Annotated in this window: 17 protein-coding genes, 1 tRNA gene and 1 pseudogene; 12 read left to right on the forward strand and 7 right to left on the reverse strand. The window is 66.0% G+C overall.

Annotated elements, in window-relative coordinates; genetic code table 11:
- Nucleotides 1–21 precede the first annotated feature (21 nt).
- From lgt to ACWEQQ_RS37695, 6 genes are all read left to right on the forward strand, one after another.
- Nucleotides 22–1,200 carry a prolipoprotein diacylglyceryl transferase gene (gene lgt, locus ACWEQQ_RS37670; RefSeq protein WP_452341167.1) on the forward strand — a complete coding sequence of 393 codons (1,179 nt, stop codon included), beginning with the start codon at nucleotides 22–24 and terminating at the stop codon, nucleotides 1,198–1,200.
- A gap of 20 nt (nucleotides 1,201–1,220) precedes the next feature.
- Nucleotides 1,221–1,682: an NINE protein gene (locus tag ACWEQQ_RS37675; protein ID WP_452341168.1), complete on the forward strand. Its 462-nt coding sequence runs from the start codon at nucleotides 1,221–1,223 to the stop codon at nucleotides 1,680–1,682.
- 190 nt (nucleotides 1,683–1,872) lie between these two features.
- A complete protein-coding gene (locus ACWEQQ_RS37680) occupies nucleotides 1,873–2,628 on the forward strand; it encodes a transporter substrate-binding domain-containing protein (protein ID WP_452341169.1) in 756 nt (251 codons plus the stop codon).
- Nucleotides 2,629–2,649: 21 nt separating this feature from the next.
- On the forward strand, nucleotides 2,650–3,318 hold the full coding sequence (locus tag ACWEQQ_RS37685) for an amino acid ABC transporter permease (RefSeq protein WP_452341170.1): 669 nt from the start codon (nucleotides 2,650–2,652) through the stop codon (nucleotides 3,316–3,318).
- Between the two features lie 90 nt (nucleotides 3,319–3,408).
- A complete protein-coding gene (gene pyk / locus ACWEQQ_RS37690) occupies nucleotides 3,409–4,833 on the forward strand; it encodes a pyruvate kinase (RefSeq protein ID WP_364619557.1) in 1,425 nt (474 codons plus the stop codon).
- Between the two features lie 61 nt (nucleotides 4,834–4,894).
- Nucleotides 4,895–5,758 (forward strand): acyl-CoA thioesterase, encoded by an 864-nt coding sequence (locus ACWEQQ_RS37695; protein ID WP_379402199.1) that lies wholly within the window; start codon nucleotides 4,895–4,897, stop codon nucleotides 5,756–5,758.
- Between the two features lie 153 nt (nucleotides 5,759–5,911).
- Here the strand turns inward: ACWEQQ_RS37695 and ACWEQQ_RS37700 are convergent, their stop codons facing one another.
- From ACWEQQ_RS37700 to ACWEQQ_RS37725, 6 genes are all read right to left on the reverse strand, one after another.
- The gene (locus ACWEQQ_RS37700; protein WP_379402149.1) at nucleotides 5,912–6,274 is read right to left on the reverse strand and encodes a hypothetical protein; all 363 of its coding nucleotides are present in this window, start codon (nucleotides 6,272–6,274) and stop codon (nucleotides 5,912–5,914) included.
- Between the two features lie 193 nt (nucleotides 6,275–6,467).
- Nucleotides 6,468–7,157: an arsenate reductase/protein-tyrosine-phosphatase family protein gene (locus ACWEQQ_RS37705; protein ID WP_452341171.1), complete on the reverse strand. Its 690-nt coding sequence runs from the start codon at nucleotides 7,155–7,157 to the stop codon at nucleotides 6,468–6,470.
- Between the two features lie 60 nt (nucleotides 7,158–7,217).
- Nucleotides 7,218–7,895 (reverse strand): phenylacetaldoxime dehydratase family protein, encoded by a 678-nt coding sequence (locus ACWEQQ_RS37710; protein ID WP_452351561.1) that lies wholly within the window; start codon nucleotides 7,893–7,895, stop codon nucleotides 7,218–7,220.
- A gap of 145 nt (nucleotides 7,896–8,040) precedes the next feature.
- The gene (locus tag ACWEQQ_RS37715) at nucleotides 8,041–8,370 is read right to left on the reverse strand and encodes a hypothetical protein (protein ID WP_452341173.1); all 330 of its coding nucleotides are present in this window, start codon (nucleotides 8,368–8,370) and stop codon (nucleotides 8,041–8,043) included.
- Nucleotides 8,371–8,649: 279 nt separating this feature from the next.
- A complete protein-coding gene (locus tag ACWEQQ_RS37720; protein WP_452351562.1) occupies nucleotides 8,650–9,660 on the reverse strand; it encodes a glycosyltransferase in 1,011 nt (336 codons plus the stop codon).
- Between the two features lie 545 nt (nucleotides 9,661–10,205).
- Nucleotides 10,206–10,694, reverse strand: coding sequence for an SRPBCC family protein (locus tag ACWEQQ_RS37725; RefSeq protein ID WP_452351563.1), 489 nt, complete (start codon nucleotides 10,692–10,694; stop codon nucleotides 10,206–10,208).
- 106 nt (nucleotides 10,695–10,800) lie between these two features.
- Here ACWEQQ_RS37725 and ACWEQQ_RS37730 point away from each other — a divergent pair, with 106 nt between their 5' ends.
- Entirely contained in the window at nucleotides 10,801–11,211 is a 411-nt protein-coding gene (locus ACWEQQ_RS37730; RefSeq protein WP_452351564.1) for a winged helix-turn-helix transcriptional regulator, read from the forward strand.
- Between the two features lie 225 nt (nucleotides 11,212–11,436).
- On the opposite strand, the gene ACWEQQ_RS37735 is transcribed toward ACWEQQ_RS37730, so the two are convergent.
- Nucleotides 11,437–11,523, reverse strand: a tRNA-Leu gene (locus ACWEQQ_RS37735).
- A 222-nt stretch (nucleotides 11,524–11,745) separates the two neighbouring features.
- On the opposite strand from ACWEQQ_RS37735, the gene ACWEQQ_RS37740 reads away from it, so the two are divergent.
- The 5 genes and pseudogenes from ACWEQQ_RS37740 to ACWEQQ_RS37760 all read left to right on the forward strand — a co-directional run.
- Nucleotides 11,746–12,369: an ANTAR domain-containing response regulator gene (locus ACWEQQ_RS37740; RefSeq protein ID WP_387460346.1), complete on the forward strand. Its 624-nt coding sequence runs from the start codon at nucleotides 11,746–11,748 to the stop codon at nucleotides 12,367–12,369.
- Between the two features lie 246 nt (nucleotides 12,370–12,615).
- Nucleotides 12,616–13,827 carry a branched-chain amino acid ABC transporter substrate-binding protein gene (locus ACWEQQ_RS37745; RefSeq protein ID WP_452341223.1) on the forward strand — a complete coding sequence of 404 codons (1,212 nt, stop codon included), beginning with the start codon at nucleotides 12,616–12,618 and terminating at the stop codon, nucleotides 13,825–13,827.
- 75 nt (nucleotides 13,828–13,902) lie between these two features.
- A complete protein-coding gene (locus ACWEQQ_RS37750; RefSeq protein ID WP_357002979.1) occupies nucleotides 13,903–14,943 on the forward strand; it encodes a branched-chain amino acid ABC transporter permease in 1,041 nt (346 codons plus the stop codon).
- Entirely contained in the window at nucleotides 14,940–16,172 is a 1,233-nt protein-coding gene (locus tag ACWEQQ_RS37755) for a branched-chain amino acid ABC transporter permease (RefSeq protein WP_452341178.1), read from the forward strand. Before ACWEQQ_RS37750 ends, ACWEQQ_RS37755 begins: the two co-directional genes overlap by 4 nt.
- A pseudogene (locus tag ACWEQQ_RS37760) lies at nucleotides 16,169–17,110 on the forward strand (ABC transporter ATP-binding protein); the annotation flags it as partial. The gene ACWEQQ_RS37755 and the pseudogene ACWEQQ_RS37760, both read left to right, overlap by 4 nt.
- Nucleotides 17,111–17,133: the final 23 nt, after the last annotated feature.

A 17,133-nucleotide genomic window follows, 5' to 3' on the forward strand; every position in this document is an offset into this window, starting at 1 on the left:
GTTGGGCTACGGTGGGGACTCGTGACCATACGAGCCCTTGCCGAGAGCACCGGCGCTGATGTCCTGGCCTACATTCCCAGCCCGCCGCGCGGGGTCTGGAACATTGGGCCGTTCCCGCTGCGGGCGTACGCCATCTGCATCATCCTCGGCATCATCGCGGCCATCTGGCTGGGTGAGAAGCGGTGGGTGGCGCGCGGCGGCCAGACCGGCATGGTGCTCGACGTGGCCATGTTCGCGGTGCCGTTCGGCCTGATCGGCGGACGGCTCTACCACGTGGCCACCGACTGGCAGAAGTACTTCGGCGCCGGCGGTCACCCCATCAACGCGCTCAAGATCTGGGAGGGCGGCCTGGGCATCTGGGGCGCGGTGCTGCTCGGCGGCATCGGCGCCTGGATCGGCTGCCGGGTGTACCGGATTCCGTTGCCCGCCTTCGGCGACGCCATCGCTCCGGGCATCCTGCTGGCCCAGGCCATCGGCCGGCTCGGCAACTACTTCAACCAGGAGCTCTACGGCCGCGAGACCAAGGTGCCGTGGGGCCTGGAGATCTTCCTGCGCTACGACCACAGCGGCCAGCTGGACATGATGAACGGCACCGCCGCGGGCCCGGCGGAGAAGATCGTGCAGCCGACCTTCCTCTACGAGCTGATCTGGAACCTGCTCGGCGTGGCCGTGCTGCTCTACGTGGATCGCAAGTTCCGCATCGGCCACGGCCGCCTGTTCGCGCTCTACGTGGCGGTCTACTGCTTCGGCCGCTTCTTCGTGGAGCTGCTGCGCGACGACGAGGCCACCCACATCCTCGGCCTCCGCGTCAACACCTTCACCTCGGCGATCGTATTCGTCTGCGCCGTGGCCTATTTCCTGTTCGCCACCAAGGGCCGTGAGACCGCCGACCAGCTGCGCGCCGGCGTGGAACGGCCCTGGCCCTGGCAGATCGGTGCGCTGCGGGCGTTCGGTGCGGCGGGTGCGGCAGCCGGAACCGGTTCCGCGGCAGGGGATTCGAAGGCGGCCGTCACCCAGGTCGACGAACCGACCGCCGAAAAATCCGCAGGTGACACCGGAGCGGAATCCGCGGCCGCCGGCAACGAATCCGAGACCGCGCGCGATATCTCTTCCGAAACCGGCGATTCCGAGCCGGAGGAGACGGAGTCCACCGCGGTCGACCAGGCGAAGACGGTCGAGTCCGGCAAGAATGGCTCCTGACCGCGATCAGGAGGACGTGAGTGACCGACCCATTCGACAAGCCGCCGATGCAGGACGGGCCGCAGTACGGCGTTCCAGGCACCGGCCCGCAGTACGGGCAGCCCTACGGTCAGCAGCCGTACCCGGGCCAGCAGCCCTACGCCCAACCGGGTCAGCCGTACGGGCAGCCGGGTCAGCCGTACGACCAACCGATGCCGTATCCGATCCCGGGCCCGGCCGGGCCCTACGGCGGTGACCCGGAAGCGCCGTTCGGCCGCGACCAATTCGGAGTTCCGTTCTCGGACAAGAGCAAGCTCACCGCGGGCCTGCTGCAGATCTTCATCGGGCACTTCGGTGTCGGCCGGTTCTACCTGGGCTACACCACGATCGGTGTGCTGCAGCTGATCACCTGCGGCGGCTGCGGGGTCTGGTCGCTGATCGACGGCATTCTCATGCTCACCGGCAAGGTCCCCGACCTGCAGGGACGTCCACTGCGCGACTGACGGCGATACTTCCGCGTCCGACGGCCGCCACCCGACCGGGTGGCGGCCGTTCGCGCATATCATCGGGCGCGATTTCGCGCCAGCGTTTCGCGCATCATGATGGTTGCCGTGCCGTCCGGTCGGTCCGCGGCGTACCCTTTGTCGGTTGTTTCGTCGCGTGGTCAGCCACGCCCGAGGAGAGGTCCCCGCCGTGCGCCGTAAGCTCGCCGCCGTCATGCTCGCCGTTGTCGCCGCCGCAGGGCTCGTCGCATGCAGCTCGACCAAGGATGACGCGAACACGCTCAAAGTCGGCACCGAGGGCAACTACTCCCCGTTCACCTACCAGGACAACGGCGCCCTCACCGGCTACGACGTCGACGTCATCAAGGCCGTCGGCGACAAGATCGGCAAGAAGGTGGAATTCACCACCGCCCCCTGGGACTCGCTGTTCGCCGCACTGGAATCCAAGCGCGTGGACCTCATCGCCAACCAGGTCACCATCAAACCCGAACGCGAGCAGAAGTATTCGCTCTCCCAGCCCTACACCGTCTCCGAGGGCGTCATCGTCACCAAGACCGGCAACGACGGCGTCCACGCCCTGGCCGATCTGAACGGCAAGACCTGCGCCCAGTCCGAGACCTCCAACTGGGCCGACACCGCCAAGGGCGCCGGCTGCAAGGTCGAGGCCATCCCCGGCTTCGTGGAGGCGGTACAGCTGCTCAAGACGGGCCGTGCCGACGCCACCGTCAACGACACCCTCGCGGTGAACGCCTACACCAAGCAGCAGGGCACCGGCACCATCCAGGTCGTCGGCAAGACCGGTGAGGTCTCCAAGCAGGCCTTCGCCGCCCGCAAGGACTCGCAGGCGCTGACCGATCAGGTCAACAAGGCACTCGACGAACTCCGCGCCGACGGCACCCTCGCCAAGATCTCCGACAAGTACTTCGGCACCGACGTCAGCAAGTAAGCGGCACAGGGCAATTCGACGATGGACGACGCCACCTGGGCGCTGGTACGGCACAACCTCTGGCCCATGCTCGAGGCCACGGTCACCAAGACGCTGCCGCTGACCGCCATCAGCTTCGTGATCGGCCTGGCGATAGCGCTGTTCGTGGCGCTGGCCCGGATGTCGAGCGTGTGGCCGCTGCACGCGGCCGCGCGCTTCTACATCTCGATCATTCGCGGCACGCCGCTGCTGGTGCAGCTGTTCATCATCTTCTTCGGCCTGCCCGCCTTCGATATCGTGCTGGAGCCGTTTCCGGCGGCCATCATCGCGTTCAGCCTGAATGTCGGCGGCTATGCGGCGGAAATCATTCGGGCCGCGATCCTTTCGGTGGCCCAGGGCCAGTGGGAGGCGTCCTACTCGGTCGGCATGAACTACGCGCAGGCGCTGCGGCTGGTCATCCTGCCGCAGGCCTCCCGCATCGCGGTGCCCCCGCTGTCCAACACGCTCATCTCCCTGGTGAAGGACACGTCGCTCGCTTCCACCATTCTGGTGACCGAGTTGCTGCGCACCGCGCAAATGGCCGCCGCACCCACCTTCGACTTCTTCGCGCTCTATGGCGTCGCGGCAATCTACTACTGGGTAATATGCCTGGTCCTCGGCTTCGGTCAGACTCGATTGGAAACCCGTCTGGCCCGGCACGTTGCGCGTTGATCGTGAGATAGCTGAACGGCTGCTTACGAGATCTGTATATGTGTGTGCCGGGGTCGGCATGAGGGTTGTCACAGGTCTAGGGTTGAACGCGTGATGCGACGAACGAAGATTGTGTGCACCCTCGGACCAGCAGTGTCATCCGAGGACCGGATTCGTGAGCTCGTCGAAAGTGGCATGGACGTTGCGCGCCTGAACTTCAGCCACGGCGAGCACTCCGATCATGCCGAGAACTACAAGAAGGTGCGCGCTGCCAGCGATACGGCCGGCCGCGCTGTCGGTATCCTCGCCGACCTGCAGGGCCCGAAGATCCGGCTGGGCCGGTTCGAGGGCGACGGCAAGACCGTCTGGAACACCGGCGAGGAAGTCCGTATCACCGTCGACGACATCGTAGGAACTCACGACCGGGTTTCCACCACCTACAAACACCTCGCCAAGGACGCCAAGCCCGGCGACCGGCTGCTCGTGGACGACGGCAAGGTCGGGCTGACCGTGCTGCGTGTCGAGGACAACGACGTCATCTGCCGGGTCACCGAGGGCGGCCCCGTCTCCAACAACAAGGGCGTCTCGCTGCCCGGCATGGACGTGTCCGTGCCCGCGCTGTCCGAAAAGGACATCGACGACCTGGAATTCGCCCTGAACCTGGGCGTGGACTTCATCGCGCTGTCCTTCGTGCGCTCACCCTCCGATGTGGAGCTGGTGCACGACATCATGGATCGCGTGGGCCGCCGGGTGCCGGTCATCGGCAAGCTCGAAAAGCCCGAAGCCATCGACAATCTGGAAGCCATCGTGCTGGCCTTCGACGCCATCATGGTCGCCCGCGGCGACCTCGGCGTGGAGCTGCCGCTCGAGCAGGTGCCGCTGGTGCAGAAGCGCGCGGTGCAGATGGCGCGCGAGAACGCCAAGCCGGTCATCGTGGCCACCCAGATGCTGGAGTCCATGATCACCAACTCCCGCCCGACCCGCGCGGAGGCCTCCGACGTGGCCAACGCCGTGCTCGACGGCGCGGACGCGGTCATGCTCTCCGGTGAGACCTCGGTCGGCGACTACCCGATCGAGGCCGTGCGCACCATGGCCCGCATCGTGCACGCCGTGGAATCCGAGTCCTCGACCCGGGTGCCGCCGCTGACCCACGTGCCGCGGACCAAGCGCGGTGTCATCTCCTACGCCGCCCGCGACATCGGCGAGCGGTTGAATGCCAAAGCGCTGGTGGCCTTCACGCAGTCCGGTGACACGGTGCGCCGCCTGGCCCGCCTGCACACCCCGCTGCCGCTGCTGGCCTTCACCCCGCAGGCCGCGATTCGCAGTCAGCTCGCCTTGACGTGGGGCGTGGAAACGTTCATCGTTCCTCCGGTGGGCACGACCGACGAGATGATCCACCAGGTGGACAACGCGTTGCTCTCGATCGGCCGGTACAAGAAGGGTGACCTCGTGGTCATCGTGGCCGGCTCGCCGCCGGGTACTGTCGGGTCCACCAACCTGATCCACGTGCATCGCATCGGCGAGGAGGACCACTAATTTGAGTGCGTCGCTGGACGAGACGTCTTCGGACGTCGTCGCGGACCCCGAGGGGACCGGTCTGTCCGACGATCTGCGGGAGCTGCTGCGCCTGCTCGATCTGGAGGAGAACGGCCCCGATATCTTCCTCGGACACCATCCCGAGAAGGTGTGGAGCCGCACGTTCGGCGGTCAGCTGGTCTCGCAGGCGATCATCGCCGCGGGGCGGACGGTGGGTCCGGAGCGTCCGATCCACGCGGTCAACGCGCACTTCGTCCGTGGCGGTGACCCGAAGCAGCCGATCGAATACCACGTCGATCGGCATCGGGACGGCCGCTCCATCGCCAACCGCACGGTCACGGCGTACCAGGACGGGCAGGAGCTGTTCGTCATGCTCGCCGCCTTCCAGGACTGGGGCAAGGGGCTCGAGCACGGCGCGCCCCTGCCCGACGTCCCGGGGCCGGACGACCTTCCGCGCGTGGAGGAATCGTTCGCGGGTCTGGAGGACAAGCTCCAGATGTTCGTCGACGCACCGCATCCCATCGAGATGCGCTACACCAACGACCCGGCCTGGATCCTCAAGGGCAAGGGCGAGAGCCTCGGCCACAACCGGGTCTGGATGCGCACCGACGGACAGTTGCCCGACGACCCGCTGATTCACGTTGCGGCGCTGGCATATTCGTCCGACACCACGGTGCTGGACTCCATCATCACCACGCACGGGCTGTCCTGGGGCTGGGACCGCATCATCGCGGCCACGGTGAACCACTCCATCTGGTTCCACCGGCCCTTCCGCTTCGACGACTGGTCGCTCTACGCGACCGAGTCCCCGGTGGCGGCGGGTTCCCGCGGCCTGGCCCGCGGCCACTTCTACGCCCGCAACGGCGACCTGCTCGCGACGACCGTGCAGGAGGGCGTGATCCGCCACTTCCCGGCGCGCCGCTGACACACGATCGCTCGGACAACGACGCATGCATGCTCGGGCCGCACCCTTCGGGGTGCGGCCCGACGCGCGTTTCAGATGATGCGGTGACGCGTTCGAGCTGATGGGGCGGGGCGATCCGGGTGATGGGCGTGCCGGACAGTCCCGGGAGTTGGCCTAAATCAGCTCGCGGTTTTCTTCGAGCTCGAAGTTCTCGCGCTGCAGGGCGTGCACGATGTAGGGGATCGGTTCGTCGGCGGACAGTTCCAGCACGAGGCGCTGCTCGAGCTTGGCGATGCCCGCCTTGGTCAGTTGACGGGCCTCGCCCACCAGGCTGAGCGCGATCTCGTAGGTGCGGCGGGTACCCGGCTCCACGCCGGGATTGTCCAGCCGCCACTGGGTTTCGAGCACAGTGTGGGTGGGTTCGTCGCACTCCACCGGGAGGGTGAAGCGCCACGCGAAGATATCTCGATCGGCGACGTATTCATCGACCACCCGGCACACCGTCTCGGTGACGCGGTGCAGGGTCTGAGGTGTCACGTAAACATGGAGCGAAACATCCGAAATTCGCTTCGGCATGTCCTTGGTCCTGTTCTTGTGTCGAACCACCGGCAGTGGCGTTCGGCGGAACGGATAAGTGTTCCGCGCGAGAGTGTAATCCCTTACCGGACCAACCAGGCAGCAAGGTGCATTGACACGCGACGGTCCAGGGCTCGGTTGCCGGATTTGCCTGCTATCCGGCGGATTCCGCCGCGTGCCGGGTCGGTTCGACTGCCGGCCCGGAGTATTCGGCCGGCCGCGGGTGCGCGGCTCGCCTGCCCTGCTCGCCCCGGCCGCCGTCTATCACCAGCAGCGGCGGCTGCCCGTCCGCGGCGCTGCGCGGGCGCAGCGTGGCCTGCGGATGCTGATGGGCGTGCAGGGCGAGCAGCAGCGGCACCAGCGCCTCGGCGATGCGGTCGCCGACATCGCAAAACTGTTGCGGCGACAGGCCGACCGGATCGGAGATGTTCTCCCGGCCGACGTACGCGAGATCGTTGCGCGCGGCGTGTAGTCCGACCACGGTGCGCGCGCCGCTGACCTTGGCGATCCGGTACGCCTCGAGCAGCGTGAAGGTGCGGGGGAGCGCCTCGGGCACGAGTTCGCGCACCTGGTCGCGAATCTTCTCGGTCATGGCCAGTACCAGGTCGGCGCGGTGCACCATCTCCGCCTTGAGGCGGCGGGCCTTGAAGTTGTCGGCATTGCCGCCGAGGCCCACAATCGTCTGTGCGGCAAGGGGTTCCACGGGGAATCCGACCAGCGCGCGTACGCCGGCACTCTCGGCGGACAGCTCCTGTAGTCCATGTTCAGCGGCCACCGCCAGGGTGAGGCGCTCGGCAATGACGGATCGGCAAACATTTCCGCTGCACACGAACAACACATGCATGCGGATAACTTATGCCCGCCGTTGTCGCTTCGAAACTGTTCCGTGACCGAATCACACGTTTCAACCGCGATGTTCATCGCGCAGTCGAATGTCGCTCACCTGATGTTGATTCTCGTTTACCGGAGTGTCCGTTCGGCAACAGGTCAACGCCCCTGGAATGTGAGCATGCCCGTTCGCGTCCGGCAAATCAATAGCCGAACAGCTATTGGTGTCCGCCGTGTCGTACAACGCGGATTCCGTTATCACGGGCGCGATTTCGGGCACGGCCCGATCTCCGGCCCGGACCGTGTCGCCGACCCGGCCGCGCGTCGAGAACAACCGCCCCCGAGCAGGGACGGTTCGTGCGAACCGGGCCAGCCCGGTGGCTGCGGACATATCGTCGTACACGGAATCGATTCCGCCCCTGGCAAAATAGGCTTCGTGCCAGAATCCGGTGCCGCCGGAATCCCGCAGGAATTGCTGCCACCACTGCCGGTGCGGGTCCGACCGCGTCCACCGTTCCAGGCTCTCCAGATCCCGCCAGTACTGCCGCGCACCCCAGTGCGGCGGCCACAGCGACCACACCACATCCTCGTGTGACAGGAGCCCGTCCGGCATGTCGTGATGTGACTGGTACAGCTTGGGGCCGACGCCCAGCAGCCGCAGGATTCCACGCGGCTTGCGCACGCGCATTCCGAGCAGGATCACGACCAGATCCGGATATTCGGACAGGTCCGCGGTCATTCTCTCCACCCGCATTCGTGACCTCCGCACGTTTCGCTGATCTGTGCGGGACTACGGCGCCGCTGTGCTCGCGGTTCGAAGGCGCTGTTTCCTCGTCCTGCCCGAAGTCTAGTCCGCCGTGCGATGCGCGGCCGGAACGTGGATGCGGTCGGCGCGCCTGCTAGGTGCTCAGCCGCAGCACGGCCGAGTTGCCGTGGACGGCAACGATCTTCACGTTCAGGCCGTTCAGGGCGATGGTGCCGCCGACTGCGGTCGAGCTGAACACCGGCAACCCGAACACCGTCGTCGACGCGGTGACCATGCCCGGGATGATCTGCTCGATCCGGACATTGTTGATCCGGGAGAATCCGGGAACCGGAATCGTGGTCGGCCCGTCGACTCGGACCTCGCAATTGCCGTTGGCGCAGGCGCTGAGATCGGTCCCGTTCGCGGCCGCCGGCAGCCCGTCCGACGGCTGGTTCGATGCTTTCGACGACGTCGACTTGGCCACGGTCGTCTCTCCCGCCGTAGATCCGCTCCCGGCTGGTACCGCCGACCCGCCCGTTTCCGTCCCGCACCCAGCGCACAACGCCATAACCGCCGCCACCAGGCCGACCCCGGCCGGCCCCACTTTCGCCACCGTGGATATCGGGATTCGCATGCAACCTCCACCATGCTCTCGGACCTATGGACACCGATGATGCGCGACGCGGCGGCCCGCCGTAGTGAAATCCGACTGTTCGCCCCGATTTATCCCCCATCCGACCCTGATATGGGAGCTCCGGTCCCCCTATCGGCCCACGACGTAGTCGCGCAGCCGATCGACGACTTCGTCCGGCCCGGGCATCCGAGCGATCTCCGCCGCGACCGCCTCGGCCGCCTCTCGATAAGAATTGCCCCGTCGCGGCAGCAACCGCGCCGCCCGATCGGCGATCGTGTCCGCGTCGATCTCGCCCGCCCCGAGCTGAATCGCCGCACCCACCGCCTCCAGCGCATCCGCATTGGCGAACTGGTCGGCCCCCTGCGGCAGGACCAGTTGCGGCACTCCGAAATTCAATGCCCCGAGCGTGGTACCGCTGCCTCCGTGATGCACGACGAGATCGACGTGGGGGAGTAGCCGGGACTGCGGCACCCAGCCGTGAGCACTGACGTTGCCCGGCAGCGCACCGAGCTCGTCCGGATCCAGCCGCCCTGCAGCGACGATGACCTGGGCGTCGAGCCGAGAGAGCCCGGACAAGGCCCGCGTGAGCAGTCCCGGTGTGCCGAACACGGTGCCCAGCGTCAGGTAGATCAGTGGCCGAGACGACGGTATGTTCCGCAACGCGCCGAGTTCCCCCGTCTCCGGGTAAGGAACCGGCCGCAACTCGATCCGTTCCTCTTTCAGAAATTCCTTGTCCTGCAGCGAGACCGGGCAAATATCGATATGCGGCACCCCCTCGACCCCGGCGATCCGCGTCGGCATCTCCAGCCCGATCCCCTCCGGAAACATCCGCCCGAACCCATGCCACACCGCCGGAATCCCCGCCCGCCGCGCCGCAATCGCCGCCCCCGGCACCCCCCACTCATGAATCACCAGATCCGGCCGCAGCCGTTCCAAATCCCCCGCAATATCCTCCGCATACATCTCGGAAAAACAATCCCCCGGCCGAAACGCCCGCAACCCATGCCGCCCGATCGCACCGTGCATCCCCGCCCCCACCGCGAAATGCACCTCGCACCCCGCTTCCCGAGCCGCCACCGCCAGCGGCACCAGCGGATACGCATGCCCCACAGTCGCGAGGCTGGCAAACACAAGGCGCATCCCGCCACCCTAACGCGTCAACCCAGGGTTGACTATCCCTGAACTCCCTGCTGGACACCACTTCTCGCAACCCCGTCCTGCAATGCGGTCGTGCGTCACCGCGGGAAAGCATGTTCCGTAGCGATGCCAGACGACCTGTACCGCAGTCGATTTCGGTGGCCGTCACTTCGCCCTGGACTGCCGCGGGGCCGGCGCCGACGCCGCGAGTGATCTCATTTGGGGACTGGCCTTCGGCGACTACGCGAACTTCGTTGGATTTCACCCGATTACTACAAGTGCCACCAATTGCATCGAATGCGAACTTGCGATGGTCCGCCTCGCTCGCTGAACGACGCGGCGAATTCGTTGTCCATCAGCCGGATTCGGCGGCATATTCGCTGCTGGGGTGTAGTCCGTCGTCTGCGTGGCCGAACGGACGCCCGAGTGGTCCGAATGATCGACCGCAACCGGCGACGGTGGAATGCGCAACCTCACCAGTCAGGGGCCCCTTCGGGGGGCCGCGCGCTCGCGGGGGACCCTCGGCAACTGCCGCCCGCGGTGGTCGGTTATGCGGAGGCTGCGGGGATGCTGCTGTGCTCTTTGTCCAGGAGCGCGGTGATGTGACGGTGCAGACCCTGGACGCTTTCGGCGCTGGCTTCGGCGACGAGGGCGCGCTGGGCGGGGGAGAACGGGGAGTCGGGGTGGTAGAGCGTGCGGCGGGTGAACGTGGTGGTGCCGTCGCCGTTCTCGGTGAGCGAGTACTGCAGGCCCGCGCCGACGTTGTCGTCGACGATCAGGGAGGACTTGGCGTACTCCTGGTCGACTACGCGCCAGTAGAGATGTTGTTCGCTGCCGTCCTCGAGGCGGCCGTGTTCGTAGATCACATCGTCGACGCGGTAGGGGCGTTCGGTGACGCCACCGACGTCGTGGCTGGCGACGTGCCATTCGGGCCAGAAGCGGGCCTGTGTCACCAGATCGAAGACGGCGTGGGCGGGGGCATGGAAGGTGACGGTGTTGCTGTCGCCCACGGTCCAGTCGTTGTACTCGGTGCCCATGTCGTAGACCTCCTTGGAAGAAATTGCGCTCTCAAAGTGAGAGTACATACAATCTGGAGGTACACGCAAAGTGTAGGCTGCATGCGCGGAAAGGAGCGTGGGAGCGATGGGTGACGAACGGCGGCCGGGGCGTCGAGTATCGGTCGGTGAGGTGCTCGCGCGTGCGGGCACCGTGCGGGAGGCATTCGACACCATTGCCAACACCTGGTCGCTGCTCATTCTGATCGCGCTGCGCGATGGCACGCTCCGCTACAACGAACTCAAGCGCACCGTGGGCGGCGTCAGCGAGCGCAGGTTGTCGCAGACCTTGAAGGTCCTCGAGCGTGACGGCGTGGTGGATCGGAAGCTGGTGCGTTCCATTCCATCTCACGTTGAATACAGCCTTACCCCGACTGGCGAGGCAGTCGTCGACTCACTCGGCGAACTGCTGTCCACGATTATCGAATACTCGCCACAGGTCGCAGCCGCACGGCAGCGTTACGACGAGAAGCATGCCGAATTCGCCCCGGAGGGCTGAATCCGGTTGATTCTCAACGTTTCCCCATCGGTACCGGCTGTCGGCAACGGCAGGCGGATCGGTGCCGGACACTTTTCCGCAGGACGACCGGGCGAAGGTGAATCAGGCGGAAGACATTGCGCCGCACAATCTTCGGATCATCGAAGTCTTGTCGCAACCGGACACTCCGCCGCATATCAGTTCGGGGGAGTGCCGGAAGATGATCCCTGGAGTCGGGATCGACCGTGGTGCCGAGTGTGGGACTCGAACCCACACGTCCTTTCGGACAACGGTTTTTGAGACCGTCGCGTCTGCCAGTTCCGCCAACCCGGCGCACCGGGAAGAAATGATAGCGGGTGGAGGGGGGAAGAGACTAATCGAGGGGGTCGGGGGACTGCCGGGTTGTGATACTGGTCGGTTTGCGCTGGGTACGTGGGTTGTGGGGGCGGGTGAACGGTACTCTTTGGGGTGACTCGATGCGTGCTGGTCCTGCGAGGGTGGCGCAAGGCGAGGTGGCATCGGGTATCGGTATTCGGAAGCGACAGGGGTTCATCTATGGGAACGACAGCAGGGGGCGGTTCGAAGAAGGACGCTGCAGCGTCCGCCCCCAAGCGGGTGGTGGTTGCCGAGGACGAGGCGCTCATCCGGATGGACCTGGTGGAGATGCTCTCGGAGGAGGGCTATCACGTGGTGGGTGAGGCGGGAGACGGTCAGCAGGCCGTGGATCTCGCCGAGGAGCTGCGGCCGGATCTGGTGATCATGGACGTGAAGATGCCGCGTCGGGACGGCATCGACGCGGCGGCGGAGATCGCGTCGAAACGCGTTGCGCCGGTGGTCATCCTGACCGCCTTCAGTCAGCGCGACCTGGTGGAGCGGGCGCGCGACGCGGGCGCGATGGCGTACCTGGTGAAGCCGTTCACCAAGTCGGATCTGGTGCCGGCCATCGAATTGGCCGCCTCGCGATTCCACGAGATCGCGGCGCTCGAGAGCGAGGTCGCGAATCTGACCGACCGGCTCGAGACCCGCAAGCTGGTCGAGCGTGCCAAGGGTGTGCTGATGCAGACCCAGGGGCTGTCCGAGCCGCAGGCGTTCAAGTGGATTCAGCGCACGGCCATGGATCGTCGCACCACCATGAAGGCGGTCGCGGAAGTGGTGCTGGAGAACCTCACGCCGAAGTAAGCCGCATTAGCCACGTCGTCGCCCTGTTGTTGCCGCTAAAGCACTGGAGGAATTAACAGTGCGGTAACAGCAGGGCCTTCTGCTTTTGTTGCGATGTTACATGGATGGTTCGAATGTGATGCGGAGCTAACGTGGCGGGGCTATGTTCTGGACGGGCCGATCGATGGGGCGGCCCTCCTCGGTCACCCCGGGGGAGCACAGAACATGAGGTGAATCGTGCTTGGTTCATTGACGCGCACGTCGTCCCTGCGACGCAGTCGCACGGCGCGAGCGGTGGTCATCGGAGCGGCGGCCGTACTCGCTCTGGCGTCGGCGGGATGCAGTAGCAAATCAACGGATAATTCGGGTGGCGGCTCGAATCTGACCATTCAGCCTCTCGTGCAGGTGGATGGCCAGGGCAAGGAAGTTCCGGCGAAGGACACCAGCGCGGCCGCGGATCCGGCCGGCGACGGCAAGGGGAAATGCGCATCCCAGACGATCGCGATGGCGGGCCCGCTCACCGGTGACAACGCCAACCTCGGCCTGAATATCATCCGCGGCGTGAAACTGGCGCTGGACCAGCACAACAAGGCCAACCCGGGCTGTCAGGTGACGGTCAAGGAATTCGACACCGAGGGCGACCCGCAGAAGGCCACCCAGGTCATCCCGACCATCGTCAGCGATCCGTCGATCGTGGCCCTGATCGGCCCGACCTTCTCCGGTGAGACCAAGGCGACCGGCGCGATCCTCAACCAGGCCAATCTGCTGTCGCTGACGCCGTCGGCCACCAACGTCACCCTCACCACCAACGGCTGGAACAACTTCTTCCGCGGCCTGGGCAACGATGGCATCCAGGGTCCGGCGGTGGCCGGATACCTCAAGGGCACCGGCAAGTTCAAGAAGATCTGCGTCATCGCCGACGACTCGGACTACGGCACCGGCCTGGCCAAGACCGTCACCGAGGGCCTGGGCTCGATCGCCGACCCGAGCTGCGCGGCCAACGTGAAGCAGAAGGACAAGGACTTCTCCGCGACGGTGTCCAAGATGGCCTCGGCCAAGCCGGACGCCATCTTCTACGCCGGCTACTACGCCGAGGCGTCCCCGCTGGTCAGCCAGCTGCGCAATGGCGGCGTGACCGCGACCTTCATCTCCGATGACGGCACCAAGGACGTCGAATTCGTCAAGCAGGCGGGCAATGCCTCCAAGGACGCGCTGCTGTCGTGCCCGTGTGGTCCGGCGACGGACAAGTTCACCACCGCCTACAAGGCATTCAACAACTATGACCCGGGCACCTATTCGACCGAGGGCTACGACCTGACCACCATCGTGCTCAAGGGCATCGAGGCCGGTAAGGTCACCCGCCCCGATCTGGTCGATTTCGTGCGCAACTACGACGGCCAGGGCCTGGCCCGCGAATACAAGTGGGGCCCCACCGGTGAATTGGCGAACGCTTTGATCTGGATGTACCAGGTCAAGTAGCACTCACTATTCGGAACAGCGTGTGCCGAATCGTTTTCGGCGCACGCTGTTTTCCTCGGACGGCGAAAGTAACGAATGTCTGCACCCGCTCTGGCCGATGTGACCCTCCTCGCGAGCAGTTCCATCGAATTCAATGTCTCCGGCGTAGTCGATCAATTCTGGCGGCTGACCGTCGAAGGTTTGACCTACGGTTCGATCTACGCCCTGGTCGCGGTCGGGTACACACTGGTCTACGGTGTGTTGCGCCTGATCAATTTCGCCCATTCGGAAGTTTTCATGCTGGGCATGTTCGGCCAGCTGGTCGGGCTGATGGTCTTCGGATTCGCCGCCAGTGGCGATGTGTATTCCCAGGGCGTCGTCTCGACCGTCATCTATCTCGGCGCCGCCATGGTCTTCGGCATGCTGGTCTCCGGCGCGGCCGCGGTGGGCCTGGAGCGGGTCGCGTACCGCCCGCTGCGCAAACGCGGCGCGAAACCGCTGATCTTCCTGATCACCGCGATCGGAATGTCGTTCGTACTGCAGGAATTCGTGCACTACGTGCTGCCGAAGCTGACCAGCAACAAGCTCGGCGGCACCAATGCGCAGCAGCCGATCGTGCTGGTGAAGCCCACCGAGCAATTCCAGATCTTCGGCGCCTCGGTCACGAATATCTCGCTGGTGATCGTGCTGGCAGCGATCGCGCTCGCGCTCACCACCGAATTGCTCATCAATAAAACGAAATTCGGCCGTAGCATTCGCGCGGTGGCGCAGGACCCCGATACCGCCACGCTGATGGGCGTCTCCCGGGAGCGGGTCATCATGCTGACCTTCCTCATCGGCGGCGTGCTCGCGGGTGCGGCCGCGCTGCTGTACACGCTCAAGATCCCCAACGGCATCATCTACAACGGCGGATTCATTCTGGGCATCAAGGCGTTCAGCGCCGCGGTCCTGGGCGGCATCGGCAACCTGCGCGGCGCGCTGCTGGGCGGCCTGCTGCTGGGTCTGGCCGAGGACTACGGGCAGATCCTGTTCGGCACGCAGTGGCGTGATGTGGTGGCCTTCGTGGTGCTGGTCGGCGTGCTGATGATTCGCCCGACCGGCATTCTGGGCGAGAGCCTGGGGAGGGCGCGGGCATGACGACGACGAAACCGGCCCCCGTGCCACAGCATTCGCCCGCCGGACGGGGCGTCGGCGACGCCATCCGCAACTGGTGGGGCGGGCTGTCCCGTCCCGCGCAGTGGGCGTTCGGCGTACCGGCGGTCATCGTGCTGGCCGTGCTGCCGCTGTTCAAGCTGCCGCTGCTGGACACCCCCGGCACCAGTTTCGGCGGGGTGATGGCGCAGTTCGCCATGTACGCCCTCATCGCCATCGGCCTGAATGTGGTTGTGGGGCAGGCGGGTCTGCTCGACCTCGGTTATGTCGGCTTCTACGCGGTCGGCGCGTATTCGGTGGGTCTGCTCACCAGCCCGAACAGCCCGTGGAATCAGACCAACGGCGGCTTCCTCGACCCCAAGTGGGCGTGGCTGGCGTGTGTGCCGATCGCGATTCTGCTGACGGCCATCTCCGGGCTCATCCTGGGTACGCCCACCCTGCGCCTGCGTGGCGACTACCTTGCCATCGTGACCCTCGGCTTCGGTGAGATCGTGCGGCTGCTGGCCGACAATCTGCCCGAGATCACCAATGGCAGCCTCGGGCTGTCGCGGATCCAGTATCCGAAGCTCGGTGAGTCGGACAGTCACCCCGGCGGTTATTTCTCCTCCGGCAACCTGGGCGACACGAGCAGCTGGAATCCCTTGGACCGGGCCAACTCCGGCACCTGGTGGTACTGGCTCGGCATCGTGCTGGTGGTCGGTGTGCTGATGCTGGTCGGCAATCTCGAGCGCAGCCGTGTCGGCCGCGCCTGGGTGGCCATCCGCGAGGACGAGGACGCCGCCGAGATCATGGGCGTGCCCACCTTCAAGTTCAAACTGTGGGCCTTCACCATCGGCGCGGCCATCGGCGGCCTGTCCGGCGCGCTGTACGCGGGCCAGGTGCAGTTCATCAACCCGGCCGGATTCAACGTCATCAATTCGATGCTGTTCCTGTGCGCGGTGGTGCTGGGCGGCCAGGGCAACAAGCTCGGCGTGATCGTCGGTGCGTTCCTGATCGTGTATCTGCCCAACCGGTTCATGTCGGTGAACGTGGGCGGGCAGTCGCTGGGCGACTACAAGTATCTGTTCTTCGGACTCACGCTGGTGGTGGTGATGATCTTCCGGCCGCAGGGTCTGTTCCCGGCTCGGCAGAAACTGCTCGCCTACGGGCGGCAGGTGTATCGGGCGGTGCGACGGCCGGTGGTGGCCGCGCAGGCGACGGGAGCGGGGCAATGACGGGGCCGGGCGACGCGCTCTTCGACAACGAGGACATGGCGGCCGGGTACGCGGCGCCGGAGGTCGAGCCCAGCGCGGGCACGCTGGACGTGACCGAGGTGCTGCCGGTCTACAAGGACCACGAGGTGGTCGCGGAAGTCGTTGCGCCGCACCGGGAGATCGAGACCGCGATCGGCGCGCCGCTGCTGCGCACCGACGGGCTGACGGTGAAGTTCGGTGGTCTCACCGCGCTGGACGCCGTGAGCTTCGAGATCCGCCGCGGCGAGATCCTCGGGCTCATCGGACCCAATGGCGCGGGCAAGACGACCTGCTTCAACGCCATCTCCGGCGTGTACCGGCCGTCGGGCGGCACCGTCTACTTCGACGGCAAGCCGCTCACCAAGACCAAGCGCAACGAGATCACCCGCCTGGGTATCGCGCGCACCTTTCAGAACATCCGGCTCTTCGGCGAGATGACCGCGCTGGAGAACGTGGTGGTGGGCGCGGACGCCCGGCACCGGACCTCGGTCCCGGGCGCCATCTTCCGCACCGCCCGGCACCGGAGCGAGGAGCGCGACTCGCTCGAAAGAGGCATGGCGCTCCTGGAATTCGTCGGCATCGCCGCGCACGCGGTGGAGAAGGCGCGCAATCTCTCCTACGGCGATCAGCGCCGCCTGGAGATCGCCCGCGCGCTGGCGACGGAACCGAAACTGCTGTGCCTGGACGAGCCGGCCGCCGGCTTCAACCCGAGCGAGAAGTCGGCGCTCATGGATCTGATCCGCAAGATCCGCGACGACGGCTACACCGTGCTGCTCATCGAGCACGACATGCGGCTGGTCATGGGCGTGACCGACCGCATCGTGGTGCTCGAGTTCGGCCGCAAGATCGCCGACGGGCTGCCGGACCAGATCCGCCAGGACCCGGCCGTGATCAACGCGTATCTGGGCGTGCCCGACGAGGCGGAGGCCGCGGACAGCGGCGC

This window comes from Nocardia sp. NPDC004123, from assembly GCF_053603795.1.